Origin of the sequence: Pseudolysinimonas sp., assembly GCF_044239695.1 — a bacterium.
Classification (GTDB): Bacteria; Actinomycetota; Actinomycetes; order Actinomycetales; family Microbacteriaceae; genus Pseudolysinimonas_A.
Window position 1 is genome coordinate 22,826 of sequence record NZ_JBIIAW010000002.1, and the last position, 18,137, is coordinate 40,962.

At 71.4% G+C, this 18,137-nt stretch carries 21 protein-coding genes; 14 read left to right on the forward strand and 7 right to left on the reverse strand.

Annotated elements, in window-relative coordinates; translation table 11 throughout:
- Positions 1-121: 121 nt before the first annotated feature.
- The gene (locus tag ACILQS_RS00545) at positions 122-994 is read left to right on the forward strand and encodes a GNAT family N-acetyltransferase (RefSeq protein WP_395638142.1); all 873 of its coding nucleotides are present in this window, start codon (positions 122-124) and stop codon (positions 992-994) included.
- On the opposite strand, the gene eccCa is transcribed toward ACILQS_RS00545, so the two are convergent.
- Genes eccCa through ACILQS_RS00570 form a run of 5 tightly spaced genes read right to left on the reverse strand, consistent with a single transcriptional unit; the run spans position 991 to position 8,027 of the window.
- The gene (gene eccCa / locus ACILQS_RS00550; RefSeq protein WP_395638143.1) at positions 991-4,932 is read right to left on the reverse strand and encodes a type VII secretion protein EccCa; all 3,942 of its coding nucleotides are present in this window, start codon (positions 4,930-4,932) and stop codon (positions 991-993) included. The two genes, ACILQS_RS00545 and eccCa, sit on opposite strands and share 4 nt — an antisense overlap.
- Positions 4,929-5,609, reverse strand: coding sequence for a hypothetical protein (locus ACILQS_RS00555; protein ID WP_395638144.1), 681 nt, complete (start codon positions 5,607-5,609; stop codon positions 4,929-4,931). Before ACILQS_RS00555 ends, eccCa begins: the two co-directional genes overlap by 4 nt.
- Positions 5,606-6,913: an EsaB/YukD family protein gene (locus ACILQS_RS00560; protein ID WP_395638145.1), complete on the reverse strand. Its 1,308-nt coding sequence runs from the start codon at positions 6,911-6,913 to the stop codon at positions 5,606-5,608. The genes ACILQS_RS00555 and ACILQS_RS00560 overlap by 4 nt, the downstream gene beginning before the upstream one ends.
- Positions 6,910-7,212 (reverse strand): hypothetical protein, encoded by a 303-nt coding sequence (locus ACILQS_RS00565; RefSeq protein WP_395638146.1) that lies wholly within the window; start codon positions 7,210-7,212, stop codon positions 6,910-6,912. Before ACILQS_RS00565 ends, ACILQS_RS00560 begins: the two co-directional genes overlap by 4 nt.
- Complete coding sequence (locus ACILQS_RS00570; protein WP_395638147.1) at positions 7,209-8,027, reverse strand: FHA domain-containing protein; 819 nt, start codon at positions 8,025-8,027, stop codon at positions 7,209-7,211. The genes ACILQS_RS00565 and ACILQS_RS00570 overlap by 4 nt, the downstream gene beginning before the upstream one ends.
- A gap of 125 nt (positions 8,028-8,152) precedes the next feature.
- On the opposite strand from ACILQS_RS00570, the gene ACILQS_RS00575 reads away from it, so the two are divergent.
- The 13 genes from ACILQS_RS00575 (at position 8,153) to ACILQS_RS00635 (ending at position 17,154) form a co-directional block, all read left to right on the forward strand.
- Entirely contained in the window at positions 8,153-8,491 is a 339-nt protein-coding gene (locus tag ACILQS_RS00575) for a hypothetical protein (RefSeq protein ID WP_395638148.1), read from the forward strand.
- 12 nt (positions 8,492-8,503) lie between these two features.
- Positions 8,504-8,818, forward strand: coding sequence for a pore-forming ESAT-6 family protein (locus tag ACILQS_RS00580; protein WP_395638149.1), 315 nt, complete (start codon positions 8,504-8,506; stop codon positions 8,816-8,818).
- Between the two features lie 10 nt (positions 8,819-8,828).
- Positions 8,829-9,854, forward strand: a complete 1,026-nt coding sequence (locus ACILQS_RS00585; protein ID WP_395638150.1) for a DUF6177 family protein — start codon at positions 8,829-8,831, stop codon at positions 9,852-9,854.
- The gene (locus tag ACILQS_RS00590; protein WP_395638151.1) at positions 9,854-10,204 is read left to right on the forward strand and encodes a hypothetical protein; all 351 of its coding nucleotides are present in this window, start codon (positions 9,854-9,856) and stop codon (positions 10,202-10,204) included. Before ACILQS_RS00585 ends, ACILQS_RS00590 begins: the two co-directional genes overlap by 1 nt.
- Positions 10,201-10,587 (forward strand): DUF6507 family protein, encoded by a 387-nt coding sequence (locus ACILQS_RS00595; RefSeq protein ID WP_395638152.1) that lies wholly within the window; start codon positions 10,201-10,203, stop codon positions 10,585-10,587. The genes ACILQS_RS00590 and ACILQS_RS00595 overlap by 4 nt, the downstream gene beginning before the upstream one ends.
- A complete protein-coding gene (locus tag ACILQS_RS00600) occupies positions 10,584-12,896 on the forward strand; it encodes an ADP-ribosyltransferase (protein ID WP_395638153.1) in 2,313 nt (770 codons plus the stop codon). The genes ACILQS_RS00595 and ACILQS_RS00600 overlap by 4 nt, the downstream gene beginning before the upstream one ends.
- Complete coding sequence (locus ACILQS_RS00605) at positions 12,893-13,309, forward strand: hypothetical protein (protein ID WP_395638154.1); 417 nt, start codon at positions 12,893-12,895, stop codon at positions 13,307-13,309. The genes ACILQS_RS00600 and ACILQS_RS00605 overlap by 4 nt, the downstream gene beginning before the upstream one ends.
- 534 nt (positions 13,310-13,843) lie before the next feature.
- Entirely contained in the window at positions 13,844-14,446 is a 603-nt protein-coding gene (locus ACILQS_RS00610) for a hypothetical protein (RefSeq protein ID WP_395638155.1), read from the forward strand.
- Positions 14,439-14,879 (forward strand): hypothetical protein, encoded by a 441-nt coding sequence (locus ACILQS_RS00615; RefSeq protein ID WP_395638156.1) that lies wholly within the window; start codon positions 14,439-14,441, stop codon positions 14,877-14,879. The genes ACILQS_RS00610 and ACILQS_RS00615 overlap by 8 nt, the downstream gene beginning before the upstream one ends.
- 11 nt (positions 14,880-14,890) lie before the next feature.
- A complete protein-coding gene (locus ACILQS_RS00620; RefSeq protein WP_395638157.1) occupies positions 14,891-15,259 on the forward strand; it encodes a hypothetical protein in 369 nt (122 codons plus the stop codon).
- Positions 15,260-15,363: 104 nt separating this feature from the next.
- Positions 15,364-15,798 (forward strand): hypothetical protein, encoded by a 435-nt coding sequence (locus ACILQS_RS00625; protein WP_395638158.1) that lies wholly within the window; start codon positions 15,364-15,366, stop codon positions 15,796-15,798.
- 3 nt (positions 15,799-15,801) lie between these two features.
- Positions 15,802-16,614: a hypothetical protein gene (locus ACILQS_RS00630; RefSeq protein ID WP_395638159.1), complete on the forward strand. Its 813-nt coding sequence runs from the start codon at positions 15,802-15,804 to the stop codon at positions 16,612-16,614.
- 36 nt (positions 16,615-16,650) lie between these two features.
- Positions 16,651-17,154: a hypothetical protein gene (locus tag ACILQS_RS00635; RefSeq protein ID WP_395638160.1), complete on the forward strand. Its 504-nt coding sequence runs from the start codon at positions 16,651-16,653 to the stop codon at positions 17,152-17,154.
- A gap of 15 nt (positions 17,155-17,169) precedes the next feature.
- Here ACILQS_RS00635 and ACILQS_RS00640 read toward each other — a convergent pair whose 3' ends face one another.
- Positions 17,170-17,319: a hypothetical protein gene (locus ACILQS_RS00640; RefSeq protein ID WP_395638161.1), complete on the reverse strand. Its 150-nt coding sequence runs from the start codon at positions 17,317-17,319 to the stop codon at positions 17,170-17,172.
- A 77-nt stretch (positions 17,320-17,396) separates the two neighbouring features.
- The gene (locus tag ACILQS_RS00645; protein ID WP_395638162.1) at positions 17,397-18,104 is read right to left on the reverse strand and encodes a winged helix-turn-helix domain-containing protein; all 708 of its coding nucleotides are present in this window, start codon (positions 18,102-18,104) and stop codon (positions 17,397-17,399) included.
- Between the last annotated feature and the right edge of the window lie 33 nt (positions 18,105-18,137).

Here is an 18,137-nt window from a genome sequence, read left to right on the forward strand (position 1 = left end):
TGAATGTATAACGAGAAGGTAACGGTGTCTAGTTATCGAACCGTTATTTTTCTGAGACTTGGCTTGGAGCCCGCCCGGCTCCCCTGTGAGACCCGCCGCGCCCGCTGTCTAGGGTGGTTCCGTGCGCGCCGATGACGTGTCCTGGGACGGCCTCGTCCCTGCCGACCTCGACGACCTGACGGCTCTCGCCGTCCGCTGCCTCGCGACGGACGGCGGGCTGCCGCTGACCGCGGAAGCGGACTTCGTGCGTCGACGCTGGACAGTCGAGGGCTCGACGACCCGCCTCGGCCGCGACGGCGGCGGCATCCTCGTGGCCGCCGCGCGGGTCCGCGTCTCCGCCGGGGTTGCGACGGTCGCCACGCTGGTCGATCCCGCGGCGCGGGCTCACGGGGCTCCCGCCGAACTGCTGGACTGGGCCCTGGGCGAGGCCGCGCGCCGAGCCCGGTCGGCGATTGTCGAGACCGAGTCGCTGACGGCCGAGCAGGCCGCGCTGTTGACCGAGCGGGGGCTGCGCCAGGTGTTCGCTGAAGACGTGCTGCGCATCGACCTGACCGAGCCGGTCGCTCCGCGGAGCTGGCCCGCCGGCGCGATCCTGCACCCGTGGACCGCCGAGACGGCATCCCGGTTCTTCGCGGTCTACGAGGCCGCCTTCCGTGATCGCCCGGGCTTCCCCGGCCAGTCGGCCGCGACCTGGATCGGCGGCCTCGTCGACGACGGGTTTCGGCCGGAGGCGTCGCTCCTGGTGGAGCTTCCCGGGCGCGGCGACGTGGGCTTCGTCACCGCAGCGGAGGCCTGGATCGATCAGGTCGGCGTGATCCCCGCGGTCCGCGGTCGGGGACTCGGCGCCGCGCTGACGGCGGAGTCGCTCGACCGTCTGCGCGCCGACGGCGCGATGGAAGCCTGGCTGAACGTCAACGTCGACAACCCGGCGAAGACCGTGTACCTCCGGCTCGGGTTCGTCGTCGCCGGGCGGCGGGCGCGTTTCGCGGCCTAGGCTTCCGCGTCGCCGCCGGGCGTGCCCGGACCCCCTGACGGCGCCGCATGCCGGGGTTCGGATGCGACCGGTGGCGCCGCCGCGGCGATGTCGGGCGCCGGCGGCAGCGCGATCTGGATCTGCCGGGGCGGCTCGCTGCGTCGGAGCAGCCGGGCGCGACCGGGGATCGCGGGTGTCGGCCAGGTGCCGGGCCACAACTGCCCCTCGCTGCGCTCGCCGGAGAGCAGCACGCCGGTCGCGCCGAGGTCCTTGAGCGCCTGCAGCGTCGGCTCGAACAGCGCCCGCGCGCTTCCGGCGACCGGGCGCGTCACGATCACGTTGAGGGCCAGATCGCGCGCTTGCGGCAGATAGGGCACGAGCGGCTCGAGCGGCGAGCGCCCTCCGGCGGAGAGGATGTCGAGGTCGTCGGCGATCACCACGATGCGCGGCGTCGTGCCGCCCTCGCTCTGGCGCTTCTCGAGCTCAGCGGCGACGGCGGCGGCGAGTTCGCGCGCCCGCGGCCCGGTGGCTCCGTGCCCGCCGAGGTACTCGTTCGGGATCGACGCCGCGAGCCGGCCGCGCGGCTCCATGAGCGCGATCACCAGTTCGTCGGGGGTGTGCCGGGCGATGAGACCGCGCACCACGAGGTCGAGAAGGGCGGACTTGCCGCTCTCCGGGTCGCCGAGCACGAGTACGTGCTGGTCGCGCCCCGCGAGGTCGAGGAGCGCGGGCTCCATCGTGTCCTGCCGCAGGCCGATCGGGATGCGCTCGGGCTCGTCGAACTCGTCGGGCAGCTCGGTGACCTCCAGGCGTTCGGGCAGCCGCCGGATCGGCGCGGCCGAGGGGCCGCTCCAGGCGGCCGCCGTGCGCGCGGCGAGTTCGGCCAGCGCCTCGCCGAGGCGCTCGTCGGGCACGTCGTCGACCGACGGCAGAGCGACCTGGGCGAACAGCTCGTCCTCGGTGAGCACGCGGCCGGGTTGCACGATGGTCGCGTTGAGTCGCCGCGAGATCGTCGACTCGCCCGGGTCGTTGAGCCGCAGCTCGTACCGGTTCCCGATGAGCGGCTGCAGGCGCATCGGCACCTCGGCCCAGCGGGTGAGCGTCACGACCAGGTGGATGCCGTACGACCCGCCGCGGGTGAGCAGCTCGGCGAGCGGCGCCTCGAGGTGCTCGAAGTCGCCACGGGTCTGCCCGTAGCCGTCGACCAGGAGGAGGACATCCGCCGAGACGATCTTCGGTACCTCGCCGGCCGCGTGCAGGGCACGGAACCCGGCCAGCGACTCGATGCGCTTGTCGCGGAAGAACTTCTCGCGGGCCCCCAGCATCGCGAGCATCTCCTCGAGCAGCCGGGTCTGCGATTCGCCGTCGTTGCGGGATGCCACCCCGCCGACGTGCGGGAACGCCTCGAGCCGGGCGAGCCCGGCTCCGGACAGATCGAGCCCGTAGATGGTGACCTCGGCCGGGGTACGCGTCGTTGCGATGCCCGCGGCGATCGTGCGCAGCATCGTCGTCCGACCGCTCTGCGGGGCACCGATGATCGCGTGGTGCCCGCCGCCGCGGGTGAGGTCGATCGTCCAGTCGCCTTGGCGCTGCCGGGCGGGGTCGTCGAGCAGGCCGATCGGCACCTGCAGACCCGTGCGGCCGCCGTCGAGCACCTCGAACAGCGGCACGCGCTCGGGCAGGGGCGGCAGCCAGACGGCGGTCGCCGATGCCGCGGGGGCGTGGAGACGGGCGACCGCGAGGTCGATGAGCGGCGTGTCCGAGGTCGCGCCGACCTGCCGACCGGGCAGCAGCTCGTCGAGCGACGCCTGCAGCGTGTTGTACACCGGCAGGGGCAGCACGCTGGGCCGCACATCGTCGTCGATGAGCGCGGGGCCGGCAGCGGGGCCGGCGACATAGCCCGACTTGAAGCGCTCGTAGACCGAGGTGTCGACCTTCAGGTACCCGTACCCCGGCACGGGCGGCAGATGGAAGGCGTCCGGGGTGTTGAGGATGACGCTCGACTCCTGCTCGGAGAACGTGCGCAGGCCGATCCGGTACGAGAGGTAGGTGTCGAGGCCGCGCAGGCGCCCGCCCTCGATCCGCTGACTGGAGAGCAGCATGTGCACGCCGATCGAGCGGCCGATGCGGCCGATCGTGAGCAGCAGGTCGATGAACTCGGGCTCGGCCGTCAGCAGTTCGCCGAACTCGTCGATGACCAGCAGCAGGTGCGGCATCGGGGGCAGGGCCGGATTGAGCCGCCGGGCTTCGCGGTACGCGGTGATCGAGTCGTACCCGCCGAGGTCGCGCAGCTGCTGCTGGCGCCGCACGATCTCGCCGTTGATCGACGAGCGGGCGCGCTCGATGAGCCCCGCCTCGCCCTCGAGGTTGTCGATCAGGCCGGCGAGGTGGGGCAGCGGCTGGAACGGGCTGAACGCCGCGCCGCCCTTGTAGTCGACGAGGATCATCGACAGATCCTCGGGCGAATGCCGCACCGCGAGCGAGAGCAGCAGCGTGCGCAGGAATTCGCTCTTGCCGGAGCCCGTGGCGCCGATGCAGATGCCGTGCGGACCCATGCCGCCCTGCGCGGCCTCCTTGAGGTCGATCTCGATCGCACCGCCGTCGTCGTCGGTCCCGACCGGCACGCGCAGGAACGACGCCCCCGCGCGGCGGGTCCACGCCGCCGGCCCGATCGCGTCGACGGACTCCACGCCGAGAAGGTCGAGCGGACCCACCTCGCGCAGCGTGCCGCCGCCGGAACGGGACTCGGGCGAGAGGCGCAGCGGCGCGAGTTCCCGGGCGATCGCCGCGAGCAGCGCCGGGGATGCCGCATCCACCGTGCCGGCGATCGTGCTGCCGGTCGTGAGATCCTCGACCAGCAGGCCGCCGTCGGCGTCGACGGTGAGCCGCAGGGTCGTCTCGCTCGGCTCGTGCAGGCGCTCGCCGACGACCGCGACCGTGACGACGCCGGGCGTCGCGCCGCCCGCGAAGCCGCGAGCCGGGGCGGCCGGGCTGTCGAGCACGGCGACCAGGAGCGACTCGAGAGCGACGGCACCGCCGCGCTGGACGGTCGACCGGGCCACGCGTGCAGCGATCTCGTCGCGCAGCAGGGTGCCGAGCCCGGCCGCGTCGGCGGCGATCCGCCGGGCCCGTACCGGCCCGTCCCAGCGGTCGGGCATGAGCGCATGCGGCAGCAGGTCGATCCCGGTCCACTCGGTCAGGGCCTCCGGCGGCACGGCGAAGGCGAGCTGCACGTCGTCGGGTGCGTGCCAGGCGGCGAGTTGCAGCACGAGGGAGCGTGCGGAGCGGCGGGCGACGTCGGCCGGGCCGACCACCGCGATCGTGCGGTGGGCGAGCAGATCGGCGATCACGGGGAGGCCGGCGATCGGCGAGTACGCCGCGCGCACGTTGTCCGCCTCGGCGACCATCGTCGGGTCGGCGGGCTGCACGGGGTTCGGGTCGACCGGCACCTTCAGCGCGAACCAGGGCACGACCCCGGTCCCCACGCGCACCCGGGCGAAGTCGGCATCCCGGGGGCGTCGCTCCCAGAGCCGCGCGGGGTCGGCGGCGACGACGGCCAGGCGGGCCGGTTCGGGGTGCGTGACGAGCGCGTCGGCGCGGACCCGGTCGCGTTCCGCGCGGAGGTCGGCGCGGGTGGTCTCGAGGTAGTCGAGGTAGCGCTCACGGGCCCGCCGACGGCTCCGCGCCTCGCGGCCGCGCGACGACAGCGCCATCCCGACGCCTCCGGCGAGAGCGACGACGAGCACCATCGCGCCGACGACGACGAAGATCGGGTTGCCGCGCAGCACCACCATCATCAGGATCGACGACATCGAGCCGATGACGGGCAGCAGCATCTGCAGCGGCGGGGCGCCGATGTCGCCCTCGCCGAGCGGCGGCGGTGCGGCGAGCACCTCCTCCGCGGGAGGCGTCGACGGGGAGGTCGACCGGGCGGGCCGGTGCACGATGCCGGTGCTCATCGGATCTCCGCGAGCACGGGGTCGGTCATCAGGTGGCCCGCGATCTCCGCCGCCGTGAGGAGGGTGCGCGGGGCGAGCAGCCGCACGGGATTGATCAGCGCGGGATCCCGTTCGATCGTCAGCGTCGGGGCCGCGAGCTTCGGTGTCACCGCGCGCGCCCAGTTCATGCGGCCGGGCCGGGTGTGATCGAACACGACGACCACGCGGCGGCCCTCCTGGGTGAGTTGCTCGGCCAGGCCGACGGCGGCCTCGGCGGCAGAGCGCTCGAGCGGGACGACGAGGCAGAGGGCGCCTCGGCCGCGGGCGAGCGTCGGGATCTCGTCGACGGCCACGAGACCCGCGTCGTCGATCGCGACGTCGAAGAACCTGTCGTCGATCTCCGGTGCGCCGACCCAGGTGCGGCCGTGGACGCGCAGCTGCCCGGCGAGTCCGGGCGGTGCCGACGCCAGTCGGTCCGTGCTCGGTTCGCGGAAGTCCGCCCAGTCCGGCGTCGTGTGCAGGATGCGTCCGGTTCGGTGGCGGGCGGTCATGCGCGCGACGAGGCGGGCGAGCGACGCGGTCGGGAAGGAGGCGATCGACGCCACGGCGACCCGGCGCACCGTCGTGAGCGGGCGCGCCAGCATCCGCTCGATCGCCTCGAGGTCGCGCAGGCGCGTCGCCGTCAGGGTCGTGCTCACGCGAAGACCTCGAGCAGGAAGGCGTAGACGCCGAACGTGCCGAGCAGGAACGGGACGACGCCCACGGCGGCGAGCGACTCGAGCAGATCGCCCGCCCGCCGCAGACGGATGCGGGTCTGCGCGCTCGGCCGCACGAGCGCGAGCAGCGTGAGCAGCACCCCGCCGCCGGCCGCGACACCGAGCATCGCGCCCGCCGGGATGCCCGGGGCGAGCGCGAATCCGACGGCGAGTCCGCCGACGGCGGCGATCCAGAGCGCCCAGGCGGGGACCGCCATCGGCACGACACGGGTGCGCAGCATCGTGACGAGCGCGGTCGCGGCTCCGAGCAGCATCGGCCACAGCTCTCCCGAGGCGACGAGCACGCCGATCGCGGGCGCGAGCCAGACCGCGAGCGCGACGAGGGCCCAGGCGGTGACCCGGAACGACTCCGCCAGGCTCGTGGCGACCCGGTCGCGACCGGGCAGGCTGCCCGCGATGACCTCGTCGTCGAGCGAGGCGAGTCCCGAGGCGGAGACCGCGAGTGACGGCAGGAGCGCGAGCAGCACCAGGCCGAGGGTCGCGACGAGCGCGGCGGTGGGGACGAGGGCGACCCCGAACGCCGGAGGCGTCGCCGCCGCGACGGTGAGCAGGATGCCGACGGTCGCACCGAGTGCGGCGGCCGGACTGCGGCGCCCCAGACCGACGGCCGCGGCGAGCACGAGCCAGGCGAGCCCGACGACCAGCGCGCCCAGCACCGCGGGGGTCGCCGGGACCACCTCCGCGAGCTGCGCCGACGTCCATGCGGCGACGGGGATCACGGTGCCGAGGGCACCGCCGAGCAGCGGCGCGGCGGCGCGTGCTCGGCCGAGGACCCCGGCCAGCGTCGACCCCAGCGCGAGGAGGACGAGCAGCGCGACAGTCGCGCCTCCGCCGACCAGGGTGGTGAGCGCCGACCCGGCGCCGATCGCGAGGAGGCCGACCCCGATCGAGGCGCCGACGAGGGCGTGCCGGGCATCCCAGGCGCCGCGGGCGGCGTCGCGCAGCTCGGCCACCCGGTCGGTCACATCGGTGACCTCGGGCGGCGCCGGCAGCTGGGCGACGTCGACGAGCCGCAGCACGGCGCCGTCGAGCACCCCCTGATCGGCGGGCGCGAGGGCGAGCTCGAGCTGCTCGCCGTAGGGGGTGATGAGCGCGGCACGAGCGGCGGGCTGCTCGAGCAGCCGCGCGATCTCGGTGAGGTGCGCCCCGAGCGGCTCGTCGGCCGGGATCACCAGGGTGACCCGGCGCCCGGCGCCGATCACGGTGATCTTGGTGAGGTCGCTCATGGGGCCGTGCCTTCCGTAGGGGATGCCGGAGTCGGGGACGGCGTGACAGCGCCGGACGGGGCCGGCGTCGGCGACTGCTCGGCGGCGGCCGCCGCGTTGGCGCGCAGGATGCTGCCCACGAACGAGACACCGACGCACGCCGCGCAGGCGATCGCCGCGACGACCATGCCGATGACGAGCCGACGGGTGAGCGACGCGAGCGGACGCCGCGCCCCGAGCGATCCGAAGGCGATCGCCGAGCCCAGCCGCGCGCGGTGGGTCTGGACGGATTCCAGGAGGGCCTGGTCGCTCTCGCTCATCGTGCCGCCACCCGCACGTCGTCGACGGACTGCACCGAGATGGCGTGGCTGCCGATGCGGACCACGTCCCCGGGTCCGATCTCGACCTCGGCACCCGGCGGGAGCTGCGCGGAGACCCCGTCGGCGCGGGTCAGGGTCGAGCCGTTCGTGGACTGGCGGTCGACCGCCCAGATGCGGCCGTCGGCATCCGTGCGCAGCGCGAGGTGCGCCTTCGAGATCTCGCGACGGATGTCGGCGACGGCCACGGCGCGCTCGCCGCCGCTGGCCGTGGGATTGCGGCCGAGCACGACCCCGGTGCCGATCGCTCCTGACACGGCGCCGTCGATGATCAGCAGGACGCGCGGCGCGGACCGGACGGCGTCGGCGATGACCACCTCCGGCTCGGCGGCATCGGCCGGCGCGGCGAACGCCGGCGGCGCACTCCCGGGCGCGACGGGGGGCAGCAGCGGCACGATCGCGACCGGCTCGACCGGATCGCGGGCATGGCGCACGTCGGCGAGCCAGCTCGGGGCGAGGGCCCGGGTGAGCCCGGGCGGGGCGCCGTCGGCGGTGGCGACCTGCCGGACGCCGGTGAGCAGGTATCCGAGGCTGCGGCCGGTGCGCGACCAGGTGCGCAGCTGCCCCACCACGAAGGCGGCGAGCGCGAGCACCGCCAGGATGACGAGGTCGGCGTTCCCGGACGCCGACGCGAGGGCCACGAGACCCGCGAGCGCGACGAGGCCGGCAAGGTCGACGACGATCCCGCCCGCGACCTGCCCGACCCGGGCCCGGGATGTGCCCGCGGGGCGGCGGGCGGCGTTGTCGATCCTGCTCACGTCGTTCCTTGGGGAAAAGTTCAGGAATGCGTACTCGCAACGATGCTAGCCTCGTCGCGAGACGTGCTGTGTTTCACTCGGGTTTTGAACCGAGCCGGCCCGGCCGGGGAACGGGGAAGTAGCTCATGAAGTTCGCCATGGGAGCCGACGTCCTGACGTCGCTCACGAAGAAGACCTCGGCGTCGGCCGACGAACTGGGGGCCACCGTGCGGCAGCTCTCCCAGGTCACCGAGAAGATCGAGGGCAAGGTCAACGGGGCGACGCGTGCCGCCTTCGACAACTTCCAGGCCCACTCCGAGGAGATCGCGGTCGAGCTGACTGCGGCGCTCCGCGGGGTGCTCACCGGCATTTCCGGCATGGACAAGTCCTTCGCCGAGGGTGACCAGGAGGCGGCCGACCTGACCGCCCAGGCGCAGGCCTCGGTGTCGTTCGACGCGGCGCGCTTCGGCGCGAGCAAGGCGTAAGGGAGTACGACGATGGCGGGAAACCAGGCGGATCGCCGCGACTACGACACGGCCGCGGTCGATGCCGCGATCGACGAGTTCTATACGATCGCCGCGCGGCTCGAGTCGCTCATCGAGCAGCGCGACGCCGACGTGGCGCTGGCGAAGTCCGACTTCCAGGCCGACGACGTCTCCGACGACTACGCCGCGAAGGAGCTGCGGTGGAAGAACGCGGCGTCGAACGTGAAGTCGATCATCGACACGCTTCGCAAGAGCCTCGAGCAGTCCAACGAGACCGCGCAGGGCACCCTGCAGAAGGCGAAGTCCGCGGTCGCCAACATGGGCTGAGGCCCCGGCCATGAGCGAGGTGCTCGTCGGGTTCACGCATCCCCTCGTCGATCACATCGACGGCGTTCACGCGTGCATCGAGGCGCGGGTCGACCGCGTCGTGCTGACCGAGGCGATGGCCGACGCCCTGATGGCGACGACCGGGGCCGGGCTGATCCCGGTCGTCATCACCCGCCCGCACGCCATCATGAGCTACCTCGCGCGCTACCACCTCACGATCGCCGGCGGACGCTGGCTCGTCCGCGACGGAGCGCACCTGCGTGATCCGCTGACCGGAGTCGTCGCCGACTCGGTCGAGCGCGCCCTCAGCGGCGAGCAGGTCGTCGGCCCGACGCAGCGCGACGTCGCCGACCCGATGCGCTTCCTGGTCGCTGTCAGTACGCAGTCTCCCGCCGACGACGACACCCTGCTCGGCGACGCGATCCTCTCGCTCACCCGGCGGCTCACTGGCACGGCGCCCGCCTGCTGGGGCGCCCACGAGCCGATGACACTCGCCTGGGACCGGGTGGCCTACACCGAGGCCTCGAAGGCGTGGATGCCGGGGCCGGTGCGCTGGATGGTCGCCGACGCCACCGGCACGGCCCGTTTCACGACGACCGTGCGCCGCACCAAGGGCGGCGTCGAGGAGACGACGACCGGCATCCTGCTCGCCCCGACCGCGTCGGGAGCCGACCTCACGACCCTCGCCGTCGACGCGCTCACCGGTCTCGCCGCCGACGCCGCCGCCCCGCTGTTCGCCACGGTCTCGATGCAGCGCGGACGCGCCGACCTCGCCTTCGACGGCCAGCCGGTCTCGGCCGCCGTGCCGCTTGCCGCGCTCGTCGGCCCGCGGGCCACGCGGGCGCTCGCCCCGGACCTCGACCTGCTCGCTCGCGAGTTCGGCGCCGTCACCGCCGGGCGTGCCCGCACCCCGTCGATCGTCGTCGGCTTCGGCGCGACCATCGCGTCGCCCGTCTCGACCGCCGTCCGCTTCACGCAGGCGCTGGGCACCGAGCAGATCGCGAAACTCCTCTCTCGCAGCGGAGGGGCGTCCTGATGGCTCTCGAAGTCGCCGTCCTCGCGTCGCGCGAGCACTCCCTCGACGAGCTGCGCGCGCTCGCCGAGACGATGCAGCCGCCGATGCTCGTCCGCGATACCGTGCGCGAGGGCGTCGTGACGGTCACCGAGTTCGACGAGACCCTCGTCGCGACCCTCGGCCGGCCGCGCCGCGTCGAGACCACCGTCGACCTCGAGCGGGCCTACGGGTCGGGCGCGACGCTCCCGGGCGGCACCAGCTTCGTGACCGAGGCGATCGTGCCGTTCGAGCACCGTCGCGGGATGTCGCTCGTCTTCGCCCTCGAGCACCTGCTCGAGGGGACCGCAGTCGTCAGGGGGCTGGACGCATGACCGGGTGGCGCATCGAGCCGGCAGGGCTCAACCGCATCCTCACCGAGGCCGACACCGCCGTGAAGGCCGTCAACACGGCGCTTCAGGGTCCGGCCGAGAGCGTCGGCGAGGTGCAAGCCGCCGGGGGCTACGACGGGATCGTCGCCGGCGCGTACTCGGGCTTCCTGCAGGAGATCTACGACGGCGCGATCACGCGCATGTTCGAGCGCTACGGTGCCGCTCTGGAGGGCACCGCGAACGCGGCCAACACCTACCTCGCGGGCGACGAGGAGATCGCGTCGACGATCGCGACGGGCATCGCGGCGTCCGACTTCGACGCGGCGATCTACTCGCAGGGGCAGTCCGGCACACCCGGCGGCGGCGGGGGCGGGGGTGGGATGTGAGCGTCTCGCCGCATGACGGCGCGACGGGTCGGTCGGGGCTGATCATTCCGGAGAACATCCCGGGTGCGGATTTGGATCCGGCCAAGTTGGAGGGTGTTGCGTCGACGTTGCGGGCGGCGGGGACGTCGGCGTTGACGCAGGCGCAGGTGGCGGAGACGAGTTGGTCGGGTCTGCCGGCGGTGTTGGAGTCGCCGGAGGGTCCGACGATCTATGCGGCGTTGGGTACTCCGAGCGAGGTGGCCGCGGCGATCGAGCACAAGTTCGACAAGGTGTCGGATGCGTTGGATGATTTCGCGGCGGCGTTGCGGCCGATCACGCAGACTTTCGCCGACATCAAGACGGATGCAGTCGCATTCCGCGCCACGATCACCTGGGACGAGAAGGTGTGGGTGTCGCCGTCGGAGACGAAGGAGTACGAGTACAACGGTCTGGCGGTGGTGTCGTCGACGAGTTACTCGACGTCGTATTCGACCGGGTCGTCCCTGGACGATGTGGTCGCCTATCTGAAGGGTCGGGGAGAGTCGGTGCGCACCCGCAACGGGCGTCCGCAGATCCTGGCGCCGTGGACGGAGTCGAGCGAGCACATCGATGCGAACAACGCGCTGATGGATCGGCTGGCGGATGCGTATACGAGGTTGCAGAACGCTGAGGCGGACTGTGCGAACGCGATCAACCGGCAGCGCACGGTCTGCGTCGCGGACGTCGAGAAGATCGAAGCCTGGCAGCTGAAGCAGTCGGGTGAGAACACGGTCGTGCTGCCGTGGGGTTCGCGGGTGGATGAGGACCGCAACTGCGGCGAGTCGTTCTGGTGGGGGGCCGGCAACGCCGGCAAAGAGGCTCTGGTCGGCGCCGCCGGCCTGATCGGCTACAACGGGGTGCGCGGCGACTGGTCCTGGGATCAGGCCGGGCAGTCGTGGCTGGGTGCGGTGCAGGGCATCGGCGCGCTGCTGGTCATGGTCACCCCGCCGCTGCAGCTGCTGGGGATGGCCGGGGTGCCGGTGCTCAAAGAGGCCAACACGATGGGCCAGGAGATGGTCAAGGGCCTTCTCGCCTGGGACACCTGGGCCGAGAACCCGTCCGAAGCCGCCGGCCGGGTGCTGGTCAACGTCGGGTCGATGTTCATCCCCGGCGCGGGTGAGGTCGCCGCCGCGGTCAAGGCGCTCTCCGCCGGTTCCCGCATCGTCGATCTCGCCGGCGACGCCGCACGGCTCAGCGAGGCGGGCCTCGCCGGCCTGAACAAGCTCGACAATCTCGCCGGCGCTCTCGACAACCTCGTCGGCGACGCCGTCGGCACGGGTGCGAAGGTCGACGACCTCGTCACCGTCGGCACCAAGATCGACCTTCCCGACAGCGACCTGCTCCACGTCGGCTCCAAGACCGACGCGCCGCCGACGCCCGGCTCGTTCCTCGACGACGGCCCCTCGGCCCCGAAACCGCACACCGACGACACTCCTCAGCCGGCCCGAGCCGACGATTCGTCGACCCCGTCGACGCGCACGGATGACACCCCCGGCCCCACGACGGGCACCGGTGATGGCGACGGCGCCGGCGGCGGCCACACCTGGGGTGCCGACGACACACCCGCCGACGGTCCGTCCGGCCCGGCCGACGAGGTGCCGGGCCCGACCGATCCCAGCACGCCGCCGGACGGCGGGACATCCACGCCCGACCAGATCCCGGCCGAGCCGATGAGCCAGAGCGATTTCGCTCAGCTGTCCGCGAGTGAGCAGATGGCCCTCGCGAAAGCGGAACTCGGGCGCGGCGCGGTCGATTTCGACAGCGAGTCGGCGGCGATCAAGTATGGACAGGATGGATGGGACGGCTACGCGGAGAATCTCCCGGCTGGACAGGCGGCGGCGGTGAAGGACTACACGGGCGCGGCCTATCAGGAGTACAACGGCGCGCTGCGGGGCGATCGTGACATGACTCCGGAGCTGCAGGCGAATATCGACCTGATCGACCAGGCGCTGAACGGGCACCCGGTGCCCGAAGACGTCATGGTCAGCCGCGGCAGTGGGTACGGCCATCTGACCGATAACCCTCTGACGCTCGTCGGTCAGGTGATCAAGGATGACGGGTACCTCTCGACATCCCTCGGCACGGCCGCATTCAGCTACAAGCCGGCGATCTTCCACTTCCACGTTCCGGAAGGAACGCCGGGGATGTACGTCGGAAAGGTGTCGCACCTCGACAATGCGGAGAAGGAACTGCTGCTCGGCAGGGGCCTCGAGTACGAGGTCCAGCGGGTGTTCCTCGATGACAATGGAAAGTGGCAGGTCTTCGCCACGATCCTGAGGAGTGGGACATGAACGATGAGTTCAACCGAGAGCTGACGAACGAACGCGTCAACGAGGATCTGCAACTCAAGGTCGTCCGCGGCACTCCCCGCTACGAGTTCCGGGCGCAGGGCGCCGTGGACTTCATTCCCATTCGGCGTGACCGCGATGGTGCCTCCGAGATCCTGGGCTACCTGTGGTTCTCGGATGAGGAATCGGCGGCGGGATACGTCGCCGACCAGAGGCTGAGCCCGGAAAGCGACAATCTGGGCATGATCTGGATCGAGCACCTCTCACGGGGAAAGGCCGAGGGCCTGTCCCCGTCGGAGGCCGCCGACTCCTTCGGGGCGTTGCCGCCGGGCCCGGCCGGGCGCCTCGTTCTTCCCGAGCGCTCGACCGCGCCCACGCTCGGTGCTCTTCGCGCGATCGCGGGCTTTCCACAGTGAGGTGAGCGGTGGTGGGGCGGGCGAATGTCAGGACGCACGCGCTCAACGCGGGCCACGGGTTCGTGCTCGCCCCGCTGCGCACCGGCGACGCGACGCAACGGGATGAGCTGTCGACAGGCCGGTCTCGGCGACCACCGGACCTGATAGCTCGTGAACATCACGACCCGCTTGGCAAGGACCGCCCCGAATCGGCGCTCCGTGCGGAGTGGGAGTACCTCGACTCGAAGGGCTACATGCTCGTGAAGGATGGAAATGGCTGAATCGCTTTCCGGTAAGGGTGGCTCGGCGGCGGCGTCCCAGGCCTTGGAGCGATCAGACGTTGATGAGTTCGTCGGTGGACTTCTGACCAGGTGCTGCAGGGCAAGATGCCCGGGATCATCGAAGTCATCGGACGGTCGGGTGTCGATGTGCGGCCCGCTCCGCCTTTCGAGGCGAGGCTGAAGTGCTCTTCCAGCGCTCGAGCCCATTCGAGGTCGTCACGGATCCGACACTGGTTGACGGCTTCTGGCGCGTGACCATCCGCGAGGTCGCCCCGTGACCGCCACTGCCGCGGTGCCGCTCGAGGAGCAGGACCGGATGTTCGATGCGGCCGAGGCGCGACTCCGGGGGGAGCTCGGCGAGGTCAGCATCGCGAAGTCACTTCACGCGCGCACCCGCGAGGAAGCTCAGCAGAAGTGGCTCGCCGGCATCTCGGCATTCGTCGGGGCGATGCCGCGCGGCAGTTTCGTGGGCGGGCGGGTCGAATCCGGCTGGCCGGTGATCGAGTGCGCCGGCTCGCTGATCGTGAAGCTCAAGATCTCCGAGATCCTTGGCGGAGAGTCATCGGATGACAGCTGGCGAATGCCGATGACGCCCGACCTCATCGTCGTGCTCGTGGATGCGATCGGGTGGCGGCGGTGGGGGTCCGCCTGGGCAGATGGCGTGGAGGCACGGGTCGGCGAGTCGCCTGCTCGACGACCCGTTCCCGTGTCACAGCCGGGTGGGCAGGGATGGATGCTCGATGGCCCCCCTGGTTTCGCTTCGCTGCTCTGGTTCATGGATCGCGGGCGGGTCGAGCGTGCCGCACGGGCTCTCTCCGCGGGTCGCTCCGCGGTGAATGGTCTATTCCTCGAGTTGAACGGCAACTCCGATGGCTGACAAACTCGCGGCGCTGGTGGCCTCGCTAGAGAAGTTGCCCCCCTTCGTCGGCATGACGTGGCGGGGGGCGCTGGGATCCCTCGTGGCAAGCCAGCAGCTGGCTGGCCCCCTCCCGACGAGTCGCGACGTGCGGATCGCCTCGTCCAACTTGGAGACGGAGGCGGTCTGGGCGGTCATCAGCTCGGCCGGCCGTGACATCGGTCCGTTTTCGATGGACCCTGCGGCCCAGGAGGTCGTCATCCTCCCGGGCTCATATCTGACGCCCGCCAATGAGCTTCGCGACCTCGCGGGACTACAGGTGCAGGTCGTACTCGAGGTTCGCGACGGCATCGCGGTCGGGGACGTCCCCTCCGATGATGTGCTGGTTCGCGCGATCGAAGCGGCTCGTGCTCTCGGTCCGGCCCGGATTTCGCAGCCTGGTCGATTCGGCTGAGAAGGCTGGAAATGGCTGGATCGCATTCCGATAGTCGCGGCCTCGCACTCGCATCCCAGGTGGTGTCAGGCCTCAAGGCTCACTTCGGTCGGGCCGCTCGCAACTTCGAGATCCGGGATGTCCAGGAAGACCAGAATCTGATCGCCTTCTCGATCGGATTCGATGTCTACGACTACTTCGTCATGAGCTTCAGCTACGACCGAGGATTCTTCGGATTCGGGATCGATTACGGCGCCCGAGGCGTCAGCGTTCTCAGCGACAAAGACGTGACCGGATCTCTCGATGAGATGAATTCAATCGCGGCGGAACTCGATCGCCGCCTCCGGCTACGGATTCCTGACAAGTACCTCGACGTGTACTCGCCGCCCGAGATGCCCTGAGATGCTGCCCGACGGCTCTCAGCGGCTGGACGCGGTGCTCAGCGACAACGGGCGGATCCGGTTGTCATGATCGGAGCGACGTGGCAGGGAATGGATCCGCAGGGATGACCGGCGCCATGGTTCCCAGCAGCGGCTCGTACTACGGCTATCGCGGTGAGATCTTCCCCTTGGTCACGTTCGCGAAGGAGTGGGTCGGGCTTCCGCTGGTCGGTGACGCCGAACGTTTCCCCGATGCGATCGAGGTGCACGCCGGCCCGGGCGAGGCGTGGGTGAAGATCCCGCGTTCCGCGCTCGATGGTGCGTATCGGCGTCGTGTTCAGGGCCGGTGGAATGGTGTCTTGATCGATGTGGGTTCGGTCGTCCGAGGCGGTCCGGACCGCGGGCGGGTGAGTGTTTCCTACGCGGGAGCCGATCCCGCCGAGGCGATCGCCGCCGGGCTGATGGGTGATCAGTACAACGGCTGGTCCGCCGCGGTCGACGCGGCCGAGATCGAGGTCGTCTCAGACGAGATGGTGGCTCGTCCGGTCGTGGAACGATAGAGCGTGGCTGGTCTTCAGAAGTTGCTGCATCCGGGGATGTCGGCGCAGGTGTTCGAGTCGGGGTACGACCGGGTCGGTGGGTTCGTGATCGACGTCGCCGACGCGAACTCGCTTCCTACCCCCGAGGCGCTCCTCGCCGCCTACCGACTGGGCGGCGACTGGGGTGAGTGGGTGGATGTCGTCCGCTTCGCGATCCCCGCGTGCGCGCAGGTGACCCGGCCGGCCGCTGTCGAGCGGCCGTGGCCGTCATATCCCACGGGCTTCCTCGCTCCCGTTGGCGACGCGATCGTCCCGGTGTGGAGCCTGTCCCTGACCCGCTACTCCCCCGGCGCCGAGCTGTGGCGCATCCATCGCGACGGCCGCCAGGAGATGATGCTCTGGTACGCCGGTGCCGCCCGCGGATGGGTCGGCGCCCGCGGCTGGCGTCCGGCATCCCGATTCGTCGGCTCACGCGCGACCTGGAACGACGTCGAGTACGCGGCTGACGTGACCGGCGATGCGGTCGAACTCACCGCGTTCCAGGAGCAGACGGATCCGGCGTGGACGCAGCACCGCCCGCAGACCTGGAGCCGCACGGTGCCGGTCGCCGAGTGCGAGATCTCTGAGCTGATCTTCGGTGCGACGGTGAACGGTGTCGCCGTCCGCATCCTCGAGGCGAACGGCGACACCGCGCAGGTGCTGCTCGTCGGCGACGACCCGGCGGATGCCCAGCGCATCGGTGCCGATCTCATCGACCCTGGCGTCTTCGTCAACCCCGCGGTGCCGGCCGCGTCCCTCGAGAACCGGCAGCTCGTCGCCAACGTGCGACGCCGCTGAGGCCCGGCACGCCGGGAGAAGGAGGATCGACGGACAATGGCGGGCGCTCCTGTGACCGCACACGCGCAGATGATCCGCTCGACGCAGCAGTACGCGCTCGTCGACGGCGACTGGTACGAGACGGCACGCTTCTTCGAGGGCGGCCGGTATCCCGTGACGGGCGAGGTCGCCCTGTTCGACTCGTCGACCGGCGAGCGCTTCGTCGTGCCGGCGGCGGAGATCGAGCGGATCGAATCGGTGACCTCGGAGGCCCGGTACCGCGGTTACTGGTTCGAGATCGGCAGCCTCTGGTCGACGCCGAACCGTCCGAGTTTCGCCGAGAAGGATCGTGGCCGGATCCGGGGCGCGGTTCCGTCCGGGGCTCCCGGTGTGTTCGCGGCCATGATCTACCGTGGCTCGGACGGAGCGGCTGTCGCCGCCCTTCCCGGAATCGAGCCGGGGAACGAGTGGCCGCCCTCGGATCGCCGGCCGACCGCCACAGTGCCGGTGAGTGAGCTCGAGTCGTATCGCGAGAGCGTCCACCCGCTCTCCCCGCGGTGACGAGCGGCCGGCGAGTTAGCGCTTCGTCGCCTTCGTGACCGCGTCGGTGTTGGCGGCGGAGCGGGCGGCACCGGCCTTCTTGTCGGCCTTCGCGGTGCGCTTTTCCTTCAGCGTCTTCGACGCTGCGGTCTTGCCGGATTCCTTGCGCGCGGACTTCTCACCCATGGGTCGTGCTCCTTCGAGAGCCACGGTGACCCTAGAGCGCTGAGGCTACACGGTGCGCCCGGGAACGCCCCCCGCGTTCAGAAGACATCGGGCGACGGCGTGGAGGCGTAGCGGATCGTGACGTCGGCGTGCCGGTCGAACCGGTACCCGGCCCCGCGCACGGTGCGCACGATGTCCTCGTAGGCGCCGAGCTTCGACCGCAGGCGCCGCACGTGCACGTCGATCGTGCGCTCGTTGGGCGTCTCCTCGTCGTCGGTGTCGCCCCACAACGTCGAGATGATCTCGCTGCGGTCGATCGTGCGGCCTTCGCGGAGTACGAGGAACTGCAGCAGCTCGAACTCCTTGTAGGTGAGCGGCGCGGTCTCGCCGTCGAGCTGTACGCGCTTCCGGGAGATGTCGATGACGACGCCGCCCTTCGGCTCGGGCTGCTCGGTGACCGTCGCCTGACGGTGCTTCGCGAGGGCCGCCGGGTCTTGCAGGGCGAGGCGGACGACATCCACATCGCGTCCTCCCGCGCCGAGCGGGGCGAGCGCGACGGACGCGTACGTCTCGGCGCCGGGCACGGTCTCGGCGAGGAGCCGCTTCACGGCCTCGACGATGCGCGGCAGGTCGGTGCCGGCGGCCTCGGCCTTCGCCTCGTCGATGCCGACGTAGAGGGCGAAGCCGCGGGCTTCGGTGCCCTCGGGGACGGCGCGGATGCGCTGCACGGGGGCGGGTGCCGGGGCCGGCTGCACGGGAGTGGGGCGGACGGAGGGGCGGATGCTGTCGATCGTTGCGAGAGACATGGTGTCGAATCCTTGGTCGGACGGAGGCGGCGT

Excerpts from the sequence above, each read along its gene's own strand:
- eccCa (WP_395638143.1), bottom strand. The coding sequence starts at position 4,932 with ATGAGCACCGGCATCGTGCACCGGCCCGCCCGGTCGACCTCCCCGTCG.
- ACILQS_RS00560 (WP_395638145.1), bottom strand. The coding sequence starts at position 6,913 with ATGAGCGACCTCACCAAGATCACCGTGATCGGCGCCGGGCGCCGGGTC.
- ACILQS_RS00565 (WP_395638146.1), bottom strand. The coding sequence starts at position 7,212 with ATGAGCGAGAGCGACCAGGCCCTCCTGGAATCCGTCCAGACCCACCGC.
- ACILQS_RS00575 (WP_395638148.1), top strand. The coding sequence starts at position 8,153 with ATGAAGTTCGCCATGGGAGCCGACGTCCTGACGTCGCTCACGAAGAAG.
- ACILQS_RS00580 (WP_395638149.1), top strand. The coding sequence starts at position 8,504 with ATGGCGGGAAACCAGGCGGATCGCCGCGACTACGACACGGCCGCGGTC.
- ACILQS_RS00585 (WP_395638150.1), top strand. The coding sequence starts at position 8,829 with ATGAGCGAGGTGCTCGTCGGGTTCACGCATCCCCTCGTCGATCACATC.
- ACILQS_RS00590 (WP_395638151.1), top strand. The coding sequence starts at position 9,854 with ATGGCTCTCGAAGTCGCCGTCCTCGCGTCGCGCGAGCACTCCCTCGAC.
- ACILQS_RS00595 (WP_395638152.1), top strand. The coding sequence starts at position 10,201 with ATGACCGGGTGGCGCATCGAGCCGGCAGGGCTCAACCGCATCCTCACC.
- ACILQS_RS00605 (WP_395638154.1), top strand. The coding sequence starts at position 12,893 with ATGAACGATGAGTTCAACCGAGAGCTGACGAACGAACGCGTCAACGAG.
- ACILQS_RS00615 (WP_395638156.1), top strand. The coding sequence starts at position 14,439 with ATGGCTGACAAACTCGCGGCGCTGGTGGCCTCGCTAGAGAAGTTGCCC.
- ACILQS_RS00620 (WP_395638157.1), top strand. The coding sequence starts at position 14,891 with ATGGCTGGATCGCATTCCGATAGTCGCGGCCTCGCACTCGCATCCCAG.
- ACILQS_RS00625 (WP_395638158.1), top strand. The coding sequence starts at position 15,364 with ATGACCGGCGCCATGGTTCCCAGCAGCGGCTCGTACTACGGCTATCGC.
- ACILQS_RS00635 (WP_395638160.1), top strand. The coding sequence starts at position 16,651 with ATGGCGGGCGCTCCTGTGACCGCACACGCGCAGATGATCCGCTCGACG.
- ACILQS_RS00640 (WP_395638161.1), bottom strand. The coding sequence starts at position 17,319 with ATGGGTGAGAAGTCCGCGCGCAAGGAATCCGGCAAGACCGCAGCGTCG.
- ACILQS_RS00645 (WP_395638162.1), bottom strand. The coding sequence starts at position 18,104 with ATGTCTCTCGCAACGATCGACAGCATCCGCCCCTCCGTCCGCCCCACT.